At 42.9% G+C, this 19,441-nt stretch carries 21 protein-coding genes and 1 tRNA gene; 10 read left to right on the top strand and 12 right to left on the bottom strand.

Going from position 1 to position 19,441, the window contains the following annotated elements:
* Positions 1–26: 26 nt before the first annotated feature.
* Complete coding sequence (locus QWZ07_RS09405) at positions 27–449, top strand: hypothetical protein (RefSeq protein ID WP_102340682.1); 423 nt, start codon at positions 27–29, stop codon at positions 447–449.
* A gap of 83 nt (positions 450–532) precedes the next feature.
* Here the strand turns inward: QWZ07_RS09405 and QWZ07_RS09400 are convergent, their stop codons facing one another.
* The 3 genes from QWZ07_RS09400 to QWZ07_RS09390 are packed head-to-tail and all read right to left on the bottom strand — an operon-like array spanning position 533 to position 2,283.
* A complete protein-coding gene (locus QWZ07_RS09400; RefSeq protein WP_065682160.1) occupies positions 533–1,369 on the bottom strand; it encodes a CsgG/HfaB family protein in 837 nt (278 codons plus the stop codon).
* A 16-nt stretch (positions 1,370–1,385) separates the two neighbouring features.
* Positions 1,386–1,796 carry a curli assembly protein CsgF gene (locus QWZ07_RS09395; protein WP_102308206.1) on the bottom strand — a complete coding sequence of 137 codons (411 nt, stop codon included), beginning with the start codon at positions 1,794–1,796 and terminating at the stop codon, positions 1,386–1,388.
* A 10-nt stretch (positions 1,797–1,806) separates the two neighbouring features.
* On the bottom strand, positions 1,807–2,283 hold the full coding sequence (locus QWZ07_RS09390) for a curli production assembly/transport protein CsgE (RefSeq protein WP_017064155.1): 477 nt from the start codon (positions 2,281–2,283) through the stop codon (positions 1,807–1,809).
* A 313-nt stretch (positions 2,284–2,596) separates the two neighbouring features.
* Between QWZ07_RS09390 and QWZ07_RS09385 the strand changes: the two genes are divergently transcribed.
* The 3 genes from QWZ07_RS09385 to QWZ07_RS09375 all read left to right on the top strand — a co-directional run bounded on the left by QWZ07_RS09385 (position 2,597) and on the right by QWZ07_RS09375 (position 5,302).
* On the top strand, positions 2,597–3,208 hold the full coding sequence (locus QWZ07_RS09385; protein WP_102308207.1) for a curlin subunit CsgB: 612 nt from the start codon (positions 2,597–2,599) through the stop codon (positions 3,206–3,208).
* 82 nt (positions 3,209–3,290) lie between these two features.
* Positions 3,291–4,142, top strand: a complete 852-nt coding sequence (locus QWZ07_RS09380) for a hypothetical protein (protein ID WP_017110174.1) — start codon at positions 3,291–3,293, stop codon at positions 4,140–4,142.
* Positions 4,143–4,636: 494 nt separating this feature from the next.
* Positions 4,637–5,302: a LuxR C-terminal-related transcriptional regulator gene (locus QWZ07_RS09375; protein ID WP_017110176.1), complete on the top strand. Its 666-nt coding sequence runs from the start codon at positions 4,637–4,639 to the stop codon at positions 5,300–5,302.
* Positions 5,303–5,769: 467 nt separating this feature from the next.
* Here QWZ07_RS09375 and QWZ07_RS09370 read toward each other — a convergent pair.
* Positions 5,770–5,846: transfer RNA gene (locus QWZ07_RS09370), tRNA-Pro, on the bottom strand.
* Positions 5,847–6,101: 255 nt separating this feature from the next.
* Here QWZ07_RS09370 and QWZ07_RS09365 point away from each other — a divergent pair.
* The 3 genes from QWZ07_RS09365 to rluF all read left to right on the top strand — a co-directional run bounded on the left by QWZ07_RS09365 (position 6,102) and on the right by rluF (position 8,350).
* Positions 6,102–6,242, top strand: a complete 141-nt coding sequence (locus tag QWZ07_RS09365) for a DUF3149 domain-containing protein (RefSeq protein ID WP_004736246.1) — start codon at positions 6,102–6,104, stop codon at positions 6,240–6,242.
* A gap of 171 nt (positions 6,243–6,413) precedes the next feature.
* Complete coding sequence (gene smrA, locus QWZ07_RS09360; RefSeq protein WP_029223450.1) at positions 6,414–6,995, top strand: DNA endonuclease SmrA; 582 nt, start codon at positions 6,414–6,416, stop codon at positions 6,993–6,995.
* A gap of 221 nt (positions 6,996–7,216) precedes the next feature.
* Positions 7,217–8,350 carry a 23S rRNA pseudouridine(2604) synthase RluF gene (rluF, locus tag QWZ07_RS09355; RefSeq protein ID WP_192853177.1) on the top strand — a complete coding sequence of 378 codons (1,134 nt, stop codon included), beginning with the start codon at positions 7,217–7,219 and terminating at the stop codon, positions 8,348–8,350.
* A gap of 106 nt (positions 8,351–8,456) precedes the next feature.
* On the opposite strand, the gene ybaK is transcribed toward rluF, so the two are convergent.
* The 8 genes from ybaK to hemA form a co-directional block, all read right to left on the bottom strand.
* Entirely contained in the window at positions 8,457–8,930 is a 474-nt protein-coding gene (gene ybaK, locus QWZ07_RS09350; protein ID WP_192853176.1) for a Cys-tRNA(Pro) deacylase, read from the bottom strand.
* Positions 8,931–9,048: 118 nt separating this feature from the next.
* Positions 9,049–10,710, bottom strand: coding sequence for a bifunctional UDP-sugar hydrolase/5'-nucleotidase UshA (gene ushA, locus QWZ07_RS09345; protein WP_029225832.1), 1,662 nt, complete (start codon positions 10,708–10,710; stop codon positions 9,049–9,051).
* 454 nt (positions 10,711–11,164) lie between these two features.
* On the bottom strand, positions 11,165–12,019 hold the full coding sequence (kdsA, locus tag QWZ07_RS09340; protein ID WP_171309284.1) for a 3-deoxy-8-phosphooctulonate synthase: 855 nt from the start codon (positions 12,017–12,019) through the stop codon (positions 11,165–11,167).
* Positions 12,020–12,041: 22 nt separating this feature from the next.
* Positions 12,042–12,851 carry a SirB1 family protein gene (locus tag QWZ07_RS09335; protein ID WP_016791949.1) on the bottom strand — a complete coding sequence of 270 codons (810 nt, stop codon included), beginning with the start codon at positions 12,849–12,851 and terminating at the stop codon, positions 12,042–12,044.
* A 6-nt stretch (positions 12,852–12,857) separates the two neighbouring features.
* Entirely contained in the window at positions 12,858–13,241 is a 384-nt protein-coding gene (locus QWZ07_RS09330) for a SirB2 family protein (protein WP_009848726.1), read from the bottom strand.
* A 208-nt stretch (positions 13,242–13,449) separates the two neighbouring features.
* Positions 13,450–14,322: a peptide chain release factor N(5)-glutamine methyltransferase gene (gene prmC / locus QWZ07_RS09325; RefSeq protein ID WP_192853175.1), complete on the bottom strand. Its 873-nt coding sequence runs from the start codon at positions 14,320–14,322 to the stop codon at positions 13,450–13,452.
* A gap of 5 nt (positions 14,323–14,327) precedes the next feature.
* Positions 14,328–15,416: a peptide chain release factor 1 gene (gene prfA, locus QWZ07_RS09320; RefSeq protein ID WP_009848728.1), complete on the bottom strand. Its 1,089-nt coding sequence runs from the start codon at positions 15,414–15,416 to the stop codon at positions 14,328–14,330.
* Between the two features lie 28 nt (positions 15,417–15,444).
* On the bottom strand, positions 15,445–16,704 hold the full coding sequence (hemA, locus tag QWZ07_RS09315) for a glutamyl-tRNA reductase (protein WP_017110181.1): 1,260 nt from the start codon (positions 16,702–16,704) through the stop codon (positions 15,445–15,447).
* A 160-nt stretch (positions 16,705–16,864) separates the two neighbouring features.
* On the opposite strand from hemA, the gene lolB reads away from it, so the two are divergent.
* The 3 genes from lolB to QWZ07_RS09300 are packed head-to-tail and all read left to right on the top strand — an operon-like array spanning position 16,865 to position 19,356.
* Positions 16,865–17,512 carry a lipoprotein insertase outer membrane protein LolB gene (lolB, locus tag QWZ07_RS09310; RefSeq protein ID WP_192853174.1) on the top strand — a complete coding sequence of 216 codons (648 nt, stop codon included), beginning with the start codon at positions 16,865–16,867 and terminating at the stop codon, positions 17,510–17,512.
* Positions 17,509–18,384 carry a 4-(cytidine 5'-diphospho)-2-C-methyl-D-erythritol kinase gene (gene ispE, locus QWZ07_RS09305; RefSeq protein ID WP_192853173.1) on the top strand — a complete coding sequence of 292 codons (876 nt, stop codon included), beginning with the start codon at positions 17,509–17,511 and terminating at the stop codon, positions 18,382–18,384. The genes lolB and ispE overlap by 4 nt, the downstream gene beginning before the upstream one ends.
* A gap of 27 nt (positions 18,385–18,411) precedes the next feature.
* On the top strand, positions 18,412–19,356 hold the full coding sequence (locus tag QWZ07_RS09300) for a ribose-phosphate pyrophosphokinase (protein ID WP_017106306.1): 945 nt from the start codon (positions 18,412–18,414) through the stop codon (positions 19,354–19,356).
* Positions 19,357–19,441 lie beyond the last annotated feature (85 nt).

The raw sequence follows: 19,441 nt of genomic DNA, 5'->3' as shown, positions 1-19,441 counted from the left end.
CTCTTTTTATATACGGTGTTGTTCTCATGAAACCAGTACTCTTCGCTTTACCTTTAGCCCTCGCGATCCTGATGCCCACGGCAGCGTCTGCCAAAGAAACTTGTACGATAGAACAATTCCAACCAATAGACATTCAGCCTGATACAAAAGGTGGCGTGTTAGATAAAAAAAGCGGACAGTTTTTGATTACTGAGAAGCCACCAATGCGATGCGCGAATATTACATTCACGACGTCTACAACACGCAACCGTATCGCAAGCCAAATGAATAGTAATTTTGAAGCAAGCTTCTACGATGGCCAAACGGGTAACTCTCACTCGGTGACGTTTAACGAAGATGAAGTACAGGCAGGTTACATTCGAATTGGTCCAAATAACCCTGTTGAAGCGTATGTTTGCTTTGTTACCTCAGAGACGCCAATCAAGAACATCACTTGTGATGTGAAATAGAACATTGTTGATAATCAAAAAAAACAGGGCTAAGGGAAAAATCCGTTTTCCGCATAGCCCTATTTTGCTGCTTACTCAGTTGACTAAAGGATGTCAGTGTCCGCGGCTAAGTAGCGGGCGATAATTGGATGTCTAATTGCATCAGGGTCACCTGGTGACCACATCCCACGTTTCATTCCCTTAACGATTAAGTGAATCACAGCCGCATCTATGGCTGACATTACCGCGATATTTACCGGTTCATTTTGGCTATAACCCATCTCAACTTCGAGTAACTCTTTGTAATCAACAAATCGAAAAGCACCGAAGCCAATTTCATGTGAGGAAATGGTTTTGGATGTCGTAACGCTCAGTAAAACTTGCCCTGTTCTTACATCAACGGCTCTTAAGTTAACCGTCACTTGATCGGTTCTATACTGCCCTGAGCCACCAATGCCAAGATACTTCGCACCAGCCCCACCTGTAACAATATTAGAGTCATAAGCAACAATACCGCCTTCAATAACGATATTCGCAGAGCTCAACGATGTTAAGTCGGCTCCGTGATTGTTCACTACCTTGTCTTTTTTCTGAGCAGCACGAATGATCTTACGTTCCGTCAACAAGTTCTGGAGCCCTTCACGCTCTAGAGGAACAAACCACTGGGAATCTATCAATGCCGTGGTCAGTAAAGACGTTCCACCCTGTGGTACCGCTGTCGAAAAGTTACTGTTTGGCTGAGGTTTATACTGTCCCGTTTGATCTCTAAAATCATAAACCGAAACAAGTATTTTACCGCGAGGTTGAGGTAATGAGATCAGGTCCGTATAAGTCGATCCTCTCGGCATCAGCTTTGGCGTTTCAGAAGTCTCTGGAATTTGCATAGAGTAAGTGCACCCTCCCAACACAAAGGTCAAGAAGACGATAATGATCGATTTCATAACACAATCCTTGTGATTAGAGGTCGGGGTTTAATCCAGAGACACTGATTTCTGTCGATTCCCCAGTCTCTTTATCGACGATTTGAACCAACAAAGTCCCGGAATCATCCACAATATTCAGGAAAAAATCATCAGTTTCCAACTGCCCCGTGTTTCCATTACCTACGTCAGCAAGCAATTGGCTAATTAAACGGGACTCTAAACTCGAAGCTAGACGATCTAACGCAGACTCTTGTTCATCAAAGATATCCCTAGCATTAGGGTCTTCAAAATCATTGATGGCATTAGCGTGATTAAAAAGGTGAGAGCTGTTTAAAGCATTTCCGCCAAAACTTGGGTTTACGGGCGTGTAAACTAACTCGCTCGAGTAAACCGAAGGCGAAGCGAGCAACACAATAAGCACAGCCTTTCTGAAAAATATCGACATCCTTGGCTCCTTAAAATTCATCATGGTCTAGATCGTAAGTGTCCTGAAAGATCCGTTCAGCTTGCCATCGGATGATGTAATTCCCAACCACTCGTGTTGCATCGGCAGCGCGTTCTTTCGCTTGTCTACGACCAGGGGACAACGCCGTACGGAAGATAGGTTTTCTAGAGTGTTGAACCTCTATGATGCTTCCTGATAACGCCGTTGGCCTTTCTTTTACCGTCAAATTTTCCTTAAGGTCGGGATAACTATCATTGAGCGATTGCGAGAAGAAAAAATAGAAATCCTCTCCCAACCGCGTAATGGTTCTGTCCACAATGATTCCATCGACTTCACTGAAGTCATTGAATTTTTCCTTAAGATTATTTGTCGAGTCCTCAAGTTTTTGTCCATTTTCTAAAGGAGCAGCATTTTCAAGACCATGACTCTTTTCTTCTGCATGAAGAGCAAAGGAAAGCAGAGTTATTGTAAGCAGCTTGATTTTCATATGTGCTCCCATTCAAAGTCCATTTACAAAATGAGAATGTGATTCGTTGAAACTGAATAAAGCGTAATTCATGCTTACAGTGGCATATATAAACTTTCGAATTAATTACTGAAGGGAATTGATTAACTAAGGTTGGTAGGATTCGGTCAAATACTAATTAAATTTCATATGAACAACTAAATATTTTCAACTTTAAGTTTATAGCTGTTCGTAAATTCAAGGCCTAGGATTTCGATAAGACAAAGGTTCACTCATTCCCTACGCAGTTTATTTTCGTAGGGATCATAATCACGAACACTTTAAGGTAAAGATGATGGTAATTGGGAAAGCATCACTTATCAGCTTAACTTGTTTATATTTTTTATCAGGAGGTTTTAATAATGCTATCGCGTCAGATATAGAAGGGGATTTTTTACATAATGTTAATCAAGATATAGTCAATGATTATAATTATTTAGAAAGCTTCTCTTCTGGAGATTTAGATAATTATTCAGAATTAAATATATCTAATGCTACTGATTCAATAGCAATAATAAAGCAACGCAGTCCTGGTATTACCGCGAACAACAGAGCGAAGATAACGCAAAGCGGAAGTTCTAACTCCGCATACATTGGTCAAACAGGGCGCAATAATACCGCCTTAATAGACCAGAATGGTTCAAATAACGATGCCGCAATTGGGCAACTCGGAGTAAATTCTGAAGCGCTTATTTCCCAAGACGGGAATAACAATTTAGCAGTTATCGGACAAGCTAACTTCTCAAGACAGAGTAGTCAGCTGAGCATTGACCAAAAAGGCAATGGCAATACTGCTTATTTGGTTGGTTCTGGAAGAAGTAATTTAGGAATTTCTCAAGACGGCAACGACTTTGCTTTAGTGAAAGCGTCTAGCTCAATGAGAATCTACATCAATCAAGCAAATTAGCGCGCAGTATGGAAGCTTGATTCAAGTTACTTTGTATTAAGTAACAACAACGTCGACATGGAAATGTATAAGGATACAACTTATGAAACTTACGCAAATTGGAATTATAGTCGGTGCCATTATTGGTTTTAACGCAGCTAACGCAGATCCGCTTCCAACTTCAGCCCCAGAGCCAGGCCCTGGTGTTAAAGAAGGTACGACAGATCTTGGTATTGCAGGCAAAGTAGCAGCCATTGAGCCCTTAGCTATGGATAATACTGCTGTTTGGCAAATGGGTAATGGCGATCAAGCGAATGTGCTTATCAATCAAAATACATCAGGAGTGACAGATGGCCATGTTGCACTCGTGAACACACATGCGAGTTACAAGTCTGATGTAGTAATTGAACAAAGTGGTAACCTCAATGAAGCACATGCCAAAATACGTGGTGTAAGAAATAATGCTCTGATTGATCAAGACGGTTTACACAACCAAGCTAGAGTTAAAGTACAGCGTGGAGGTCGACTAAATGATCTACGTGTCACTCAAATGGGCGATGAAAACATTTCAGTCGTAAAAGCTAAGGGCGGTGCCGACCGAAACGAAGCTGACGTTTATATCAACGGTAACTCCAACACTACTTACACTGAGTTTAGTAATGGCAGTGTAGATAGAAATGACGTTGCTATCGACATTTGGGGTGACGGAAACTATGTCGAGACTATCGTTAATACAGATGTAGGTGGTGGTGACCGAAATGATGTCGATATCGATCTAATGAACAGTAACGATAACCGTATATTTACGTTACAAACGGGCTCTTATTCAAATGCAACTGTTGATTTAACCAACAGTAACATGAACCAACTTATGGTTGAGCAAACTTCTTATGATAATGCCGTTGTTTTAGGTAACGGTGCTAACGGGAACGTTGGTCTTATTTACCAAAACTAATATGAGACTTCATACTTTTATTAAAACGGCGCTGGTCGCCGTTTTATTTATTTCTTATCATTTAAATGGATTTTCTTCCGATTTAAATCCAGTGCAGTGCCAGATAAAAAATAACAACCTTATGCTCACAGTTAATAACAGTATGGTATCTTCATTTACGGTAAGTACCAGAACTGACTCTAGTTTCAAGCAAAATACAAGCAGCGGTACAACGAAATTGATTCTTAATATAAACCAATTCCCTGCAGTTATAAAATTCCATCCAAATAAGGGGGTATGGAAAATCCATAAAGATTGTAAAATCAATCAGATAAAAAATAAAACTCCCTAATCATTCCCCTTCACTTAAAGTATTAATTTACCTTCTGCAATACTATTAAATTAATTACATAATCTTGGTGAATATTTAACCTTGAAAGTTGGCAAAATAACAATACGTGCTATAAACTATATAACCTCTAGTTCAAGTAATGAATTGAGAAAAGGAGTTTCACATGGCTAAGCAGGAGGCTCACAACGCCATTTTACTTGCGGAAAACAATTTACAATCAATACTACTTAAAGAGTCTATCGAGCAGAAAGTTAACTTAAACATAAAACTCATCTCACCCGAAAGGATTAACATTAAATCCTTTAAAAACGAAGACTTAGTACTGATTATTATTGATTTCCCAACGATGAGTAAACAGTACATTGGGAAGTACCAAGAGCTAAGAAATGAAGCAGAAAGTGACGTACATGAAGTGCTACTCAATACACCAAACGACTTTTCACATTCTCAAATGCTTAAATGGCAATACCTCGTCGGTATTTTTTATACTTCAGACACACTTGAAAAGCTTGTGGCTGGCTTTAACTGCATTCTACAGGGTGAAATGTGGGTGAGCAGAAAGTTGATCTATAAATACATCCGGTTTTATAGAGATAGACAATGCGCAAAAACCAGCCCCCACTACCTCAAACTGACAAAACGCGAACAGCAGATAATTAAATTGCTTGGAGATGGGGCGTCTAACACCCAGATAGCTGACACGCTTTACGTTAGTGAGAATACGGTCAAAGCACACCTTCACAATACATTCAAAAAAATCAAAGTGAAGAACCGCTTACAAGCTCTGATTTGGGTGAAGAATAATATTGCAACGAGTGAGTTCGTTTAATCGAAGCAGGTGAAAACCATAATGAGCAAGCCATTGCTCCTCTCTATCATAAGGCGCGCTACGACTTTCTTCAATGCGCTCAGCGGAGAGCCTATTTTTGATGTCATGCCCCCCTTAAGCCCTTCTCGCTCACCAGTTAACAACTATCCCGAAATGCAAAAAAACCATAGCCCCGTCTATCGCATAACAAGGCTACGGCTTTCTTTAATGTAATCGGTGAAGAGCTTATTTTGAACATCAAGCGAACCCCACTTAGGTTTAAATCCTATTTTCAATACCCTTAAACGACGAAAGCCTGCTCAATGAGCAGGCTTTCTAAATCTTGGTCGGTTAAGCAGGGATTCGACGCGGCTGGGCTTCCATCGGACTGGCGCACCAGCCCCCACCCTCATGTCCCAAACCAAATAGAAACCAAAGGGTTCAAATACAAAAAAGCCGTAGCATTTCTGCTACGGCTTTCTTTAATGTGGTCGGTGAAGAGGGATTCGAACCCCCGACCCTCTGGTCCCAAACCAGATGCGCTACCAAGCTGCGCTATTCACCGAGATATCTAACTGGCTGATTGCCTGTCGATGGAGCGTATAATACGGATTCTGAATTTATCCGCAAGGGCTTTTTTCACTCTTTTTTACAATATCGAATCGTTCGAACAAAAGACGTACAACCTAACGGCTAATGTGACGAAAAACACACACTCACCAACAAGTATTTAACTTATGAAACAGGATTGATCCAGATCAGTGAATTGATAACGCTACTTAATACACTAGGCCATGTCATATAACTTTGAGGTATACACATGGACTTTTGGCTAGAACTCCTATTTGGTAATGCAGTGGGGCTATCTTCAATGATAGTAATATTCGGGGCTCTGGGTCTCATGATGTTTTATGGAGGCTTCTTCATATACAAAGTTATGACTGAAAAATCTCCTCACTAGTATCGCTCAGCCTAAATCATTTACTTTTAAGTATCATTTCCTTGATAAATAAATGTTAAAACGCTTTGCACCGGAGTTGACTTCTCTTGTCTCCTCCGGTTTTTTCATTTTTAAACCCAGCCACAACTTAGGTATACTTACCCTATCCTTCTACAACTTGAGATGAACACCATGTCTCATGATGACGACTTAGATCTATTCCAAGAAATGATGGGCGATGTGAAACGTATCGACCATGACACCGCTGAGCACCAAAAAGTGCATCGAGTTACCGAGTCTCAACTTGCAAAGCGTGAGGCGGCTATGTGGCTGTCTGAGGACGAAAAAGATTACCTCTCTCTCGACTACTCTCCAATGCTGAAACCTGATGACGTTATTGCGTATAAAAAAGATGGCGTTCAAGAAGGCGTATACAAAAAACTGCGCTTAGGTAAATATCCGATTCAAGCTAAGCTCGATCTCCACAGGAAAACATTGAAAGATGCTCGTAACGAAGTTCTTTCGTTTTTACGCCAATGTTTAAGAATGGATGTGCGCACCGTTATTATTGTTCACGGTAAAGGCGAGCGCTCAAATCCACCAGCGATGATGAAAAGCTATGTAGCCAATTGGCTATCGCAAATTAATGATGTTCAATGCGTTCACTCAGCGCAGCAATTTCATGGTGGTACTGGAGCCGTTTACGTCATGCTCAGAAAGAGTAACGACAAAAAACTAGAGAACAGAGAGCGTCACCAAAAACGGACTCGCTAAATCATCAGAAGCTTAGTGAAAAGAAGGCCATCGTCTTCGAACATTCAGCTAAGCACATTGAACACAACAATTGATATTTAGTGCCGAAAATAGATATTTAGTGCCGAAGCTCATTCTAGGTGTTAAAATTGCCTCAGTTAACGAATTAAAACGTAAAAGCAACTGTCCATAGTTGCTTTTTGTTTATCTATATTTCCGTTGTGAAACGCTAAGAGAATATCATGTCACAAGAATCCCAAGCTAAACGCCTTAATAAATACATCAGTGAAACTGGTTTTTGTTCACGTCGTGAAGCAGACAAATTGATCGATGCAGGCCGAGTTACTATTAATGGCAAGATCCCTGAGATGGGAACGAAAGTATTGCCAGGTGATGATGTTGAGATCGACAACAAGCCAGTACGTTCAAAAGAGAAGCCGATTTACATTGCTCTTAATAAACCAACAGGTATCACCTGTACAACTGAGCGTGATATTCCTGGTAACATCGTCGACTTTATCGGCCACCACAAGCGTATTTTCCCTATTGGTCGTCTAGATAAGCCTTCTGATGGTCTTATCTTCTTGACCAACGATGGCGACATCGTCAATAAGATCTTGCGCGCGGGTAACAATCACGAAAAAGAGTACGTGGTTCGTGTAGATAAGCCGATTACGACGGAGTTCTTGAAGAAGATGGCTTCTGGTGTTCCGATTTTGGATACCGTGACCTTGCCGTGTAATGTCGAGAAAGAGACCAAGTTTTCATTCCGAATTACGCTAACTCAAGGCCTTAACCGCCAGATCCGTCGTATGTGTGAAGCGTTAGGCTATGAAGTATTCAAACTACGTCGTGTTCGTATTATGAACATCTCACTTGATGGCATTCCAAACGGAAAGTGGCGCTACCTGAGTGAAGAAGAAATCGCTGAGATATTAGCGATGTGCGAAGGTTCAGTGAGTACTGAAGATGCATCAAAAATGAACGCAAAAGGTCAGCGAATTCGCAAGGCAACCGATGCTAAGTTATTTGATAGCCGTGAGGAAAATCAAACCTCAACAGCGCGACGTAATCAAAACGAGAATCGTACTCGCACCTATCGCGGTAATAACGCGGATGAATTCCGCCATGCGCCAAACTCGAAGCGTGGTCGTAATTCGTCGAATAGTGAAAGCGGCGGCAACACCGAGAACTGGAAATCGAACTCTCGTTCAGAGCGTTCAAATTCAGATCGAAACAGCTCAGATCGCAATCGCACAGACCGCGACAATAACGATCGTAGAAGCGGCAAACCAACACACCGTAGTCAAGATTCAAACAGACCAAATAAACCAGCAGCAAAACGCGTTGGTGGTACATTAGGCCTAAAGAAGTAGTCAGAATAAGTAAGACCAGACACTCGATATAAGAACGCCCGCTAGATTAGTCTAGCGGGCGTTCTTGTTTTTCATTCGATAGTTTTATCATCATAACGACGACAATCTATAAACATAGATCAGCAAACTGGCCGCGAGTCAGCATCGCTAAGTCCTTTGGATCTAGCTCGATTTCCAAGCCCCTCTTTCCTGCACTCACACATATCGTTTCAAAATCCGTCGCAGTGGAATGTACAAAGGTAGGCAGTGCTTTCTTTTGACCAAGCGGACTGATTCCACCCACCACATAACCCGTGGTTTTCTGCGCGATATCAGGATTGGCCATCTCTGCTTTTTTACCTTTCGCTGCTTTAGCTGCAAGCTTAAGGTTTAACTTCTGGTCAACAGGAATAACAGCTACAGCCAAATCTTTAGCAACACCGTTCAAGCAGAACAACAGCGTTTTGAATACACGTTTGGGATCCTGACCCAGAGCTTCAACCGCTTCTAACCCATAGTTGGTGTTGTTTGCATCATGATGATACTGATGCACGGTATGAGCGATTTTCTTTTTCTTGGCAAGATTGATTGCAGGGGTCATAACAAATCCAAACGATAGATAAACAAAAAGCGACGCCGAGGCGTCGCTTTAGTTAAATTTATCATGGTGCTAGAGTCAATCTAAATTAGCACCTAGTGATTCAATTAACTGGGTTCAGTTACTTGTAAACCATTTGACCAGACGGTGCGTACTTGTTCACGTCAACCGGGCTGTTCGCTTCTAGGTACTCTTTCAGTACTTCAGCATCAACAAAACCTGTGTTCACGTAACCAGGGTGGTCAGATAGTTTAGGGTAACCATCACCACCAGCCGCGTTGAAGCTTGGCACTGTGAAGCGGTATGTTTCGTCTAAACGAAGCTGTTTGCCACCGATAAATACGTTCGATACTTCACCGTTTGTCACTGTCATTGAAATGCCAGCGAACTGAGCGTAAGCACCAGAATCGATTGGTTTCGTCGCCACAACATTTAGGTAATCTAGAACTTCTTTACCTGTCATGTCTGTGTAAGTCAGGATGTTTGCAAAAGGTTGTACCTTCAGTACATCTTTGTAAGTGACGTTGCCCGCTTCAATTGAGTCACGAACACCACCAGAGTTCATCACAGCGAAGTCTGCTTGAGCACGCTCCATGTGAGAAGTCGCAATCAAACGACCTAGGTTAGTTTGTTGGAAACGAACTACGTTACGATCGCCTTCAAGCTTGCCATTTGTCTCAGCAATTTGAACTTCTAGCTGTGCTTGACCTTGCTCTTGGAACGGACGTAGGAATTCAAGTAGCTCTGGATCTTGTGCAATTTCATCTTGAATAAGAACACGTTGCTTCTTACCGTCAATCTTAACTTTCTTCTTAAGGTTAACTGGAACCAGATCGTAGCTCACCATCTCTAGCTCACCGTTACGGAATTCGTAATCAGCACGACCTACGTACTTGCCCCATTCGTGAGCTTGAACGATGTAAGTACCGTTCTGTACGTCTGGTTTACATTCATCACCCGGCTTGAAGTTTTTCTTCGCAACGTTAGGGCCTTCCATACATACAGGCTCTTGAGAGTGACCACCAACGATCATGTCTAGGTCGCCTTCGTTTAGGTAACGAGCAAGTGCTACATCACCCGGTGCGTTAACACCACGTTGGCCGTTTTCGTAGTGACCCATGTGAGTCACGGCGAAGATTAAGTCTGGCTTCTCTGTTTCTTTAAGTTCAGCGATCAGCTTCTTCGCTTCTTCTTTAGGGTCGCGGAAGTCAATGCTCGCGATGAACTCAGGGTTACCGATTTTTGCCGTGTCTTCAGTTGTTAGACCGATAACCGCAATCTTGATACCTTGCTTTTCAAACATCTCGTAAGCTTGGAACTTGCGTTCGCCTGTTGCTTTGTCGTAGATGTTTGCAGATAGCATTGGGAAATTAGCCCAGTCGATCTGCTTTTGTAGTACGTCTAAAGAGTTGTCAAACTCGTGGTTACCCAATGCCATTGCATCGTAACCAATTTTATTCATACCTTTGAAATCAGGTTCTGCATCTTGAAGATCTGACTCTGGCACACCAGTGTTGATGTCACCACCAGATAGAAGCAACACGCTACCGCCTTCAGCTTCAACTTCAGCACGAAGTTGATCAACAAGCGTTTTACGCGCAGACATGCCGTATTCACCGTATTTGTTCTGCCAAAAACGACCATGGTTGTCGTTAGTATGTAGAACCGTAAGCTTGTAAGTTTCGTCTTGGTTCCAATCTTGAGTTGATTGAGACGCACACCCAGCTAGAGTAGCTAGGATTGCAGCACTTAGTGCTGTCTTTAGAATAAGGCGTTGCTTCATTGTCATACCTTTGAACTTTTTAGGGGAATCCACTGCTTTTTATGATCTATTGCGACCCCTTATTTGGAGTTCGAACAATAAGACTTCACATCACTTATCTTAAATTAACATTTCAGATGTAACATGATGATTTCATATTTATGTCGAATTGGTCACGCATAGTTCAGCAGTTAAGTGTAACAAAATTATGAGATTACACTCAAACTTCCCCTGCATCACAAGCAATCGTTTACTTACAAAGTGTGATGAACATCAGTAATTTACTGCAAACAGGACTGACCTCACACTCATATACGAGTTTCTTAGGTAATAACCAGCCACGTTAACAACTCTTTAAATGAACGGTTTATGTTCGGCTGCTTTTACGAGATTAAAAAAAACCCAATTCAGAGAACTGGGCTTTCTTAGATCAACTTTGTTAAATAACGTTTCCGTTACTTCACATCCATCTCAATTATTTAATATCAATATGCTCAAAGCCTTTGATAAGGTCATCAAGTGCCTTCATCTGCTTCAAGAACGGCTCTAGTTTATCTAGAGGTAGCGCTGATGGGCCATCACAACGCGCTTGATCTGGGTTCGGGTGTGCCTCAAGGAACAGACCAGCAATGCCAGTAGCAATACCCGCTTTAGCAAGCTCAACAGTTTGCTCACGACGACCGCCAGATGCAGCACCTGATGGGTCACGCATTTGAAGCGCGTGAGTCACATCAAAGATGATTGGGCTGCCGTTTGATGATTTTTTCATTACACCAAAACCAAGCATATCAACAACTAAGTTGTCGTAACCCATGCAAGAACCACGTTCACAAAGAATGATGTTCTCGTTGCCGCACTCAGCGAACTTATCAACGATGTTACCTACTTGATCCGGGCTCATGAACTGAGGCTTCTTCACATTGATAACCGCGCCAGTCTTAGCCATTGCTTCAACAAGGTCAGTTTGACGAGCAAGGAACGCTGGAAGTTGGATTACATCAACCACATCAGCAACAGGCTGAGCTTGTGCTTCAGTGTGAATATCAGTGATGATCTTCACGCCAAAGGTATCTTTCAGCTCTTGGAAGATTTTAAGACCTTCTTCCATGCCAGGACCACGGTATGAGTGAACAGAGCTGCGGTTCGCTTTATCAAAAGACGCCTTAAATACATAAGGGATGCCCAGCTTCTCTGTTACTTTCACGTAGTGCTCACAGATCTGCATCGCTAGATCGCGAGATTCAAGAACGTTCATGCCCGCAAATAGCGTAAATGGCTTATCGTTAGCGATTGGCATATCGCCAATATGAACTATTTTCTGTTCCATCATATTCTCTCTAAATAATAATTAATTAGTGAACGACGACGGTTTTTTCCGTCATGACATTCACTTGAGATTTAAGTAACTCAGATGCAGGGTCATCTGGGCATTGATCAATAAAGTACTGATAATCGGTGGCGGCAATCTGGTGACAATCCAATTGCTGATAGATGAAACCACGGTCACGGATTTCATACGGATCATCCGGCACAAACGTTAACGCAAGATCAGTACACTTCAATGCAAGCGTATAACGCTCTTCTCTCAGCAATGCACTTTTCAATAAAGCCAACCACTTACCAATAATGGTTGGGTGGTCTGCGACTTTCAAATGCTCACTTTTCAGCTTAGCCAATGGGCCATCATGGCCAATTAACCATGCTCGTAACGTTTGCTGACCAACATACTCGCCATTGTAAGGATTAATATAGACCGGAGTTTGGCCATACCAACTGACTTTAAGCAGAAACTGAGTCGGAAAAGAGACACCCTCTACAGGAAAGCCTAGCTTGCGTCCTAGAAAAAGGAAGATAGCCCCAAGACTGACTGGGATCCCTTTCTTTCTCTCAAGTACTTTATCGATAAACGCGTTTTCCGATGAGAAGTAAGCGTCTTTATCGCCAGCGAAGCCCCACTCGTAAAAGAATAGTCGAATAAAGGATTCAAACTTCTGTTGCTCGTCGGTTTCATTAACTAACGCAAACTCGGCGTCTTTTAATAATCTTGCGAGTTCTTGCTCTGCCCAACTATCTTGAGTTTCAGGGTCAATGGCCTTATTTAAGATCAATGCGCCTTCAGCAAGTTCTAGCTGATCAAAGTCTTCATCAAAAAATTCGTACATACGTCATTAACCGAAAAATGTTGGAGTCTTTGTCATTGCGATTTTGCCTGCCATTGCTAGCCAGCCTAGAGCGCCAAAGAATGAGAAAACTCTCAATAGCTTGTTCTTACCTAGCTTAAGTGCAAAGAAACCCAATGCGATGTAAGCCATTACACAGGTTAGTTTTTCAGTTAACCATGGTGCTGCTGGTGTAAACGGAATAAAGCCTGTAATAAAAATCAAACCAATACCCGATAGCAGCAGCAACGAGTCATTGATATGAGGGAAACGCTGCAAAAAAGGATGCTTAAGCTTCGGTGAGTTAGCCATCATCAGAGCGAAACGAATCGAAAGAAGTAGCGCGCTTATAGCAATAGTGAGTAGGTGAAAATGTTTTAAACCTTCGTACATGGTATTCCTTTATATTTTTATATGTGCTTTCGTTAACACGAACCACACAATACCCGTTAATGCCCTGTATTTCTGCGTTAATTCTCTGTATTTCTACGTTAAATGCATTATCGAGTTAAGTGTATTGTCGAGTTAAAGGTATCAATTTAGCCAGTTAATCATCTATTGCTCACAAGATGATGAACAGCAGCCTATGAGCAACCACTATCTATGAACAGTAACGACCCAATGTCACTCGGTCATTACCACCGTAATCTTTTTCTGTAACCACATCCAAGTAGCCCAGTTGTTGCATTATCTCACGTACCGCCAAGCCTTGGTCATAGCCGTGTTCAAATGCTAGCCAGCCTTCGTTTTCTAAAAAACCGCGTGCGTTTTCAGAGATGTGTCGAATATCAGCTAAACCTTTCTCTTCAGCGACTAACGCTGTGATCGGTTCAAAACGCACATCACCTTGAGATAGATGAGGGTCATTCTTCTCAATGTAAGGTGGGTTCGAGACAATCAACGAGAACTTCACAGCTTCTTCTTCAGAATTCACCGAGTTCAAAGGTTCAAACCAACTGCCATGTAAAAAAGTGGCATTAGTGATGTTTAATCGCTGAGCGTTTTCTGTCGCAAGTTGCTGCGCTTCAGGGCGAAGATCAATCCCCGTCACTTGTCGGTTCGGCATCTCCGACGCTAATGCCAAAGCAATCGCACCAGTACCCGTTCCTAAATCGAGAATCGCACCTTGCTTGCCATACGTTTTGTCTAACGCCACTTCAACCAAACGTTCCGTATCTGGACGTGGGATTAAAGTAGAAGGAGAGACTTTTAACGGCAGTGACCAAAACTCACGTTCACCGACAATATAAGCCACTGGCTCACCGGTTAAGCGACGTTTTAGAAGGGTATTGAATTCGGATTCTTGTTCTGAAGTAAGATGCTTCTCAGGCCAAGTCAGTAGGTAAGATCTAGGTTTATCTAAGGCGTGACAAAGCAGTACCGCAGCATCAATCGAGGGCGATGTGTTATCGCCCTCTTGAAGCTGTACGATTGCTGACTTTAAAGCACTTTCAACCGTATATGCTGACTGCATAGTAATTAGTTGTGCTCAGCAAGTGCTGCTAGTTGATCGGCTTGGTGCTCTTGTAGAACAGGATCAAGCAGGCTTTGCATATCACCTTCCAGAACTTCGTTCAGGCGGTAGATAGTTAAGTTGATGCGGTGATCAGAAACACGGCCTTGAGGGTAGTTGTAGGTACGAATACGGTCACTACGGTCACCAGAACCTAATAGGTTACGACGTGTATCTGAAATCGCAGCAGCACGACGCTCTTCTTCAGCTTGAACGATACGAGCCGCAAGAACAGCCATCGCTTTCGCTTTGTTTTTATGCTGAGAACGCTCGTCTTGACACTCTACTACTGTACCGGTTGGTAAGTGAGTAATACGGATTGCTGAATCCGTGGTGTTAACGTGCTGACCACCCGCGCCAGATGCACGGAAAGTATCAATCTTAAGGTCGCCAGCTTTGATTTCTGGTAGATCAGCTTCTGGGATCTCAGGCATAACCGCAACAGTACACGCTGATGTATGAACACGACCTTGAGATTCAGTCTCAGGTACACGTTGTACACGGTGACCGCCAGACTCGAACTTCATGGTGCCGTAAACAGCATCGCCACTGATTTTAGCGATCATCTCTTTAAAGCCGCCCTGCTCTGAAACATTGCTGCTCATCACTTCGACGCGCCAGCCTTTTTTCTCGGCAAACTTAGAGTACATACGGAAAAGGTTACCCGCAAAGATACCCGCTTCATCACCACCTGCGCCGGCACGAATCTCTAAGAAACAGTTACGCTCATCGTTTGGATCTTTTGGAATCAGAAGAATTTGCAGCTCATCAGTCAGACGTTCAATGTTCGCTTTCGCATCTTTGATTTCTTCTTGAGCCATTTCACGCATTTCTGCGTCGTCTTCATTTGCCATCTCTTCAGCAGCTTCTAAATCTTCTTGAGCTTGCTGGTATGATTTAAAGCACCCCGTCACCTCTTCTAATTGAGAATACTCTTTTGACAAGGCACGGAATTTATCTTGATTCCCAAGTACATCGGGATCACCAAGTAGATGTTGAACTTCTTCATAGCGTTCAACAAGTGTTTCAAGCTTTATTAGAATCGAGGCTTTCATAATGTCTTATTCTGTTGGAGGTCGAATATTATTGAGGGTTTTCTAGACCCAAACTCTGTCTAATGACCATTAATTTTGCAGGTTCTCCTTGCTCTGCTGCACTTTGAAGTGCACGCGTTGGAGCATGGATCAATTTGTTTGTGAGCTTATTACTTAGCTCAAGTAAGACTTTCTCAGGGTCACCGCCAGCAGCAAGTGATTGTAAACTCTTACTTAATAATTCTTCTCGGATTTCATTGGCCGATTTACGATAGTCACGAATACTGTCTACCGCTTGCAGTGAACGCATCCAACTCATGAACGCGGCGCTTTCTTCACTGACTATTGCTTCAGCCTGAATCGCTTCAACTTTACGTTGCTCGATATTACCATCAACGATCGACTGAAGATCATCAACGGAATACAGGTAAGCATCACTCAGTTCGCCGACCTGAGACTCAACATCACGAGGCACTGCGATATCAACCAACAACATCGGCTGATGTTTTCTTGTCTTGAGCGCGGTCTCTACCATGCCCTTACCAATAATAGGTAACGGACTTGCGGTTGAACTGATCACAATATCCGCTCGATGCAGATGATCAGGAATCTCATTCAGGCTGATAACTTCAGCACCAAACTCTTCAGCTAGCCCTAAAGCACGCTCACGAGTTCGGTTAGCCACAATCATCTTGGTACAACCATTGGCTGACAAGTGTTTAGCCACCAGTTCAATGGTTTCTCCCGCACCCACCAGTAACACCGTTGATTCAGCAATAGATTCAAAGATGTGTTTAGCTAATGTACAGGCTGCGTAAGCAACAGAAACAGCACTGCCACCAATTTCGGTTTCAGTTCGAACTCGCTTCGCAACAGAAAAGGATTTCTGGAACAGTTTTTCCATTGAAGCATCAACAGATTTGTTCTCTCGCGAATCGGTGTAAGCCTGTTTTACCTGACCAAGAATTTGCGGTTCACCCAGAACCAGAGAGTCCAAACCACAGGCAACGCGCATTAAATGCTTAATCGCGGCTTGCTCTTCATGGATGTAGATACTCGGTTTTAATTCTTCAGGGCTAACTTGATGAAATACAGACAGCCAATCGATCAACTTGTTTTTTGCCACGCCTTTGACGTCACAATACACTTCAGTTCGATTACAGGTAGAAAGTATGACACTTCCATTTACGTGTGCATTTGCGTTAAGTTGCTTAAGTGCCTCAGATAATTTATCTGGACCAAAAGCGACTTTTTCTCGCAATTCAACCGACGCTGTATTGTGATTGATACCTACGGCAAGCAAAGACATGTATCAGAAGTTCTCGATCAGGGAATGGAAACAAGGGGCGAATTTTACTTGATGCATGGCTCTATTTAAAGAGCAAGCGGGATTTGTTTTCCTGAGTTCGTGAATTCAATGCTATAGTTGAAGCGTTTTTTAGATAAATTTGAACAAGTTGTGAGCAAATATGAGCAAGCTTCGTAAAATCACGTCTCTTATTTTTATGACCATAATTATGGTGGGTTGCTCGTCTATACCAGAACAACCGACCAGCGTTGAGTGGCAAAGTCACCAAAACCGTCTTCTACAGATAGAAAACTACCAAGCCTCAGGCAAGCTCGCTTACATTTCTCCAGAGCAACGCCAAAGCCTTAATTTCATTTGGAAGCACTCCCCAAATCAAAGCCAATTGAGACTGACCACTTTCCTTGGTCAAACCGCCTTGAACCTCACGATTGACAGCTCGGGCGCCAAAGTAGTCACTTATGATGATCAGGAATTCACCCATGCAAGTGCATCTGTATTGGTAGAGCAACTTACTGGATTGCAGATCCCCATTGATCACCTGCCGCAATGGTTCCTTGGCATTCCCGACCAAGCAGATAGCTACCAACTAAACAGCACCAACACGCTTGAATCTCTATCTAAACAAGTCAGCAGTCAATTATGGACACTGAATTTTGCTAACTATCGCAATACAGAGATGCCGAGTAAGCAACTATCAGGTGACGACAACGCAAAGGTAGAGACAATTCCCCTCCCTACTCGATTGTCATTCAAGCAAGACGATAACAAAATCAACATTGTAGTTTCGAAGTGGACACTGAAAAAATGATAACAACGCCAACGCACTGGCCTTCGCCAGCTAAGCTGAATTTATTTCTCTATATCACTGGCCGACGCGATAATGGCTATCACGAACTTCAGACCCTATTTCAGTTTGTCGACTTTGGCGATGAACTTACGGTTACCGCAAACCGAGAAACAAACTCGATAACAATTACACCTGAAATTCCAGGCGTTGCGACAGAAGATAACCTGATTTGGAAAGCCGCAACTGCCCTTCAACAATATACATCGACGACTTTCGGTGCGGATATTCAGTTAAAGAAAGTGCTTCCTATGGGAGGTGGCATTGGCGGAGGCTCTTCAAATGCCGCAACCGTGTTGGTCGCTCTCAACCATTTATGGCAACTCAACCTGTCTGATGACCAGTTAGCAGAGATTGGCTTAAAGCTTGGTGCAGACGTTCCTGTCTTCGTTCGAGGCCATGCCGCCTTTGCTGAAGGTGTTGGTGAACAATTACAACCCGCTAATCCGGATGAAAAATGGTATCTCGTTGTTAAACCTCAAGTGAGCATAGCAACTGTAGACATATTCACACATTCAGAATTAACTCGAAATACGCCGAAGCGAGCACTGTCAACGCTTCTAGAGCAAGAATACGTAAACGATTGCGAAAAAATTGTGCGAATGCTGTACCCAGAGGTTGATAAGCAACTTTCATGGCTGCTACAATACGCGCCGTCGAGATTGACTGGTACGGGTTCATGCGTTTTTGCTGAATTTAGCAGCAAAAAAGAAGCCGAATCGGTACTAGAGCAACTGCCTGACATAGTTTCCGCGTTTGTCGCGAGAGGACGAAACATTTCGCCTTTAAAAGAAACTTTGGCTGAATACCAATCAGCCCACCCACAATCTATTTAAAACTGGACGCAACCCGAGGTTTCCACCGTGCCTGATATGAAGCTATTTGCTGGTAACGCAACACCTGAACTAGCCCAACGTATTGCTGATCGTCTATACATCTCTCTTGGAGATGCTACTGTAGACCGTTTTTCTGATGGCGAAGTCGCTGTACAAATCAATGAAAACGTTCGTGGTAGCGATGTATTCCTGATTCAATCAACTTGTGCACCAACCAATGACAACCTTATGGAATTGGTGGTAATGATTGACGCAATGCGCCGTGCTTCTGCTGGCCGTATTACTGCTGTAATCCCTTACTTCGGTTATGCCCGTCAAGATCGTCGTGTACGTTCTGCTCGTGTGCCTATTACTGCAAAAGTTGTTGCAGATTTCCTTTCTAACGTTGGTGTTGACCGCGTTTTGACTATCGACCTACACGCAGAGCAAATCCAAGGCTTCTTCGATGTACCTGTTGATAACATTTTCGGCACTCCAGTTCTTCTAGAAGACATGGCTAACCGTGGCCTAGAAAACCCAGTTGTGGTTTCTCCAGACCTTGGTGGTGTTGTACGTGCTCGTGCTACAGCTAAAGCGCTAGGTGATGTTGATATCGCTATCGTTGATAAGCGTCGTCCACGTGCTAACGTTTCTGAAGTAATGAACCTAATCGGTGATGTTGAAGGTCGTGACTGTGTTATCGTTGATGACATGATCGATACTGGTGGCACACTATGTAAAGCAGCTGAAGCGCTTAAAGAGCGCGGTGCTAAGCGTGTATTCGCTTACGCAACTCACGCTGTATTCTCTGGTACTGCTGCAGACAACATCCGCAATTCAGTTCTAGACCAAGTTATTGTTACTGATTCAATCAAGCTTTCTCCAGAAATGGCCGCGACAGGTAAAGTGACTGAGCTAAGCCTTTCTCGCATGCTTGCTGAAGCGATTCGTCGTATCAGCAACGAAGAGTCTATCTCTGCGATGTTCAACTAATCAAAGCTCTATAGCTTTGCTTTAGCAAAACAATCTGAAAAAGATATTAAGCACTTCATTCAATGAAGTGCTTTTTTTATATCTA

This window comes from Vibrio lentus (assembly GCF_030409755.1).
GTDB classification, from domain to species: Bacteria; Pseudomonadota; Gammaproteobacteria; order Enterobacterales; family Vibrionaceae; genus Vibrio; species Vibrio lentus.
This window is presented reverse-complemented; position numbering and strand designations above follow the sequence as displayed.

What these genes read in the sequence shown, in the direction of transcription:
- QWZ07_RS09390 (WP_017064155.1), bottom strand. Translation starts at nt 2,283, where the DNA reads ATGAAAATCAAGCTGCTTACAATAACTCTGCTTTCCTTTGCTCTTCAT.
- QWZ07_RS09330 (WP_009848726.1), bottom strand. Translation starts at nt 13,241, where the DNA reads ATGTACGAAGGTTTAAAACATTTTCACCTACTCACTATTGCTATAAGC.
- QWZ07_RS09380 (WP_017110174.1), top strand. Translation starts at nt 3,291, where the DNA reads ATGAAACTTACGCAAATTGGAATTATAGTCGGTGCCATTATTGGTTTT.
- ushA (WP_029225832.1), bottom strand. Translation starts at nt 10,710, where the DNA reads ATGAAGCAACGCCTTATTCTAAAGACAGCACTAAGTGCTGCAATCCTA.
- ispE (WP_192853173.1), top strand. Translation starts at nt 17,509, where the DNA reads ATGATAACAACGCCAACGCACTGGCCTTCGCCAGCTAAGCTGAATTTA.
- lolB (WP_192853174.1), top strand. Translation starts at nt 16,865, where the DNA reads ATGAGCAAGCTTCGTAAAATCACGTCTCTTATTTTTATGACCATAATT.
- kdsA (WP_171309284.1), bottom strand. Translation starts at nt 12,019, where the DNA reads ATGATGGAACAGAAAATAGTTCATATTGGCGATATGCCAATCGCTAAC.
- rluF (WP_192853177.1), top strand. Translation starts at nt 7,217, where the DNA reads ATGTCACAAGAATCCCAAGCTAAACGCCTTAATAAATACATCAGTGAA.
- QWZ07_RS09375 (WP_017110176.1), top strand. Translation starts at nt 4,637, where the DNA reads ATGGCTAAGCAGGAGGCTCACAACGCCATTTTACTTGCGGAAAACAAT.
- QWZ07_RS09335 (WP_016791949.1), bottom strand. Translation starts at nt 12,851, where the DNA reads ATGTACGAATTTTTTGATGAAGACTTTGATCAGCTAGAACTTGCTGAA.
- QWZ07_RS09405 (WP_102340682.1), top strand. Translation starts at nt 27, where the DNA reads ATGAAACCAGTACTCTTCGCTTTACCTTTAGCCCTCGCGATCCTGATG.
- prmC (WP_192853175.1), bottom strand. Translation starts at nt 14,322, where the DNA reads ATGCAGTCAGCATATACGGTTGAAAGTGCTTTAAAGTCAGCAATCGTA.
- ybaK (WP_192853176.1), bottom strand. Translation starts at nt 8,930, where the DNA reads ATGACCCCTGCAATCAATCTTGCCAAGAAAAAGAAAATCGCTCATACC.
- hemA (WP_017110181.1), bottom strand. Translation starts at nt 16,704, where the DNA reads ATGTCTTTGCTTGCCGTAGGTATCAATCACAATACAGCGTCGGTTGAA.
- QWZ07_RS09385 (WP_102308207.1), top strand. Translation starts at nt 2,597, where the DNA reads ATGGTAATTGGGAAAGCATCACTTATCAGCTTAACTTGTTTATATTTT.
- prfA (WP_009848728.1), bottom strand. Translation starts at nt 15,416, where the DNA reads ATGAAAGCCTCGATTCTAATAAAGCTTGAAACACTTGTTGAACGCTAT.
- QWZ07_RS09365 (WP_004736246.1), top strand. Translation starts at nt 6,102, where the DNA reads ATGGACTTTTGGCTAGAACTCCTATTTGGTAATGCAGTGGGGCTATCT.
- QWZ07_RS09395 (WP_102308206.1), bottom strand. Translation starts at nt 1,796, where the DNA reads ATGTCGATATTTTTCAGAAAGGCTGTGCTTATTGTGTTGCTCGCTTCG.
- smrA (WP_029223450.1), top strand. Translation starts at nt 6,414, where the DNA reads ATGTCTCATGATGACGACTTAGATCTATTCCAAGAAATGATGGGCGAT.
- QWZ07_RS09400 (WP_065682160.1), bottom strand. Translation starts at nt 1,369, where the DNA reads ATGAAATCGATCATTATCGTCTTCTTGACCTTTGTGTTGGGAGGGTGC.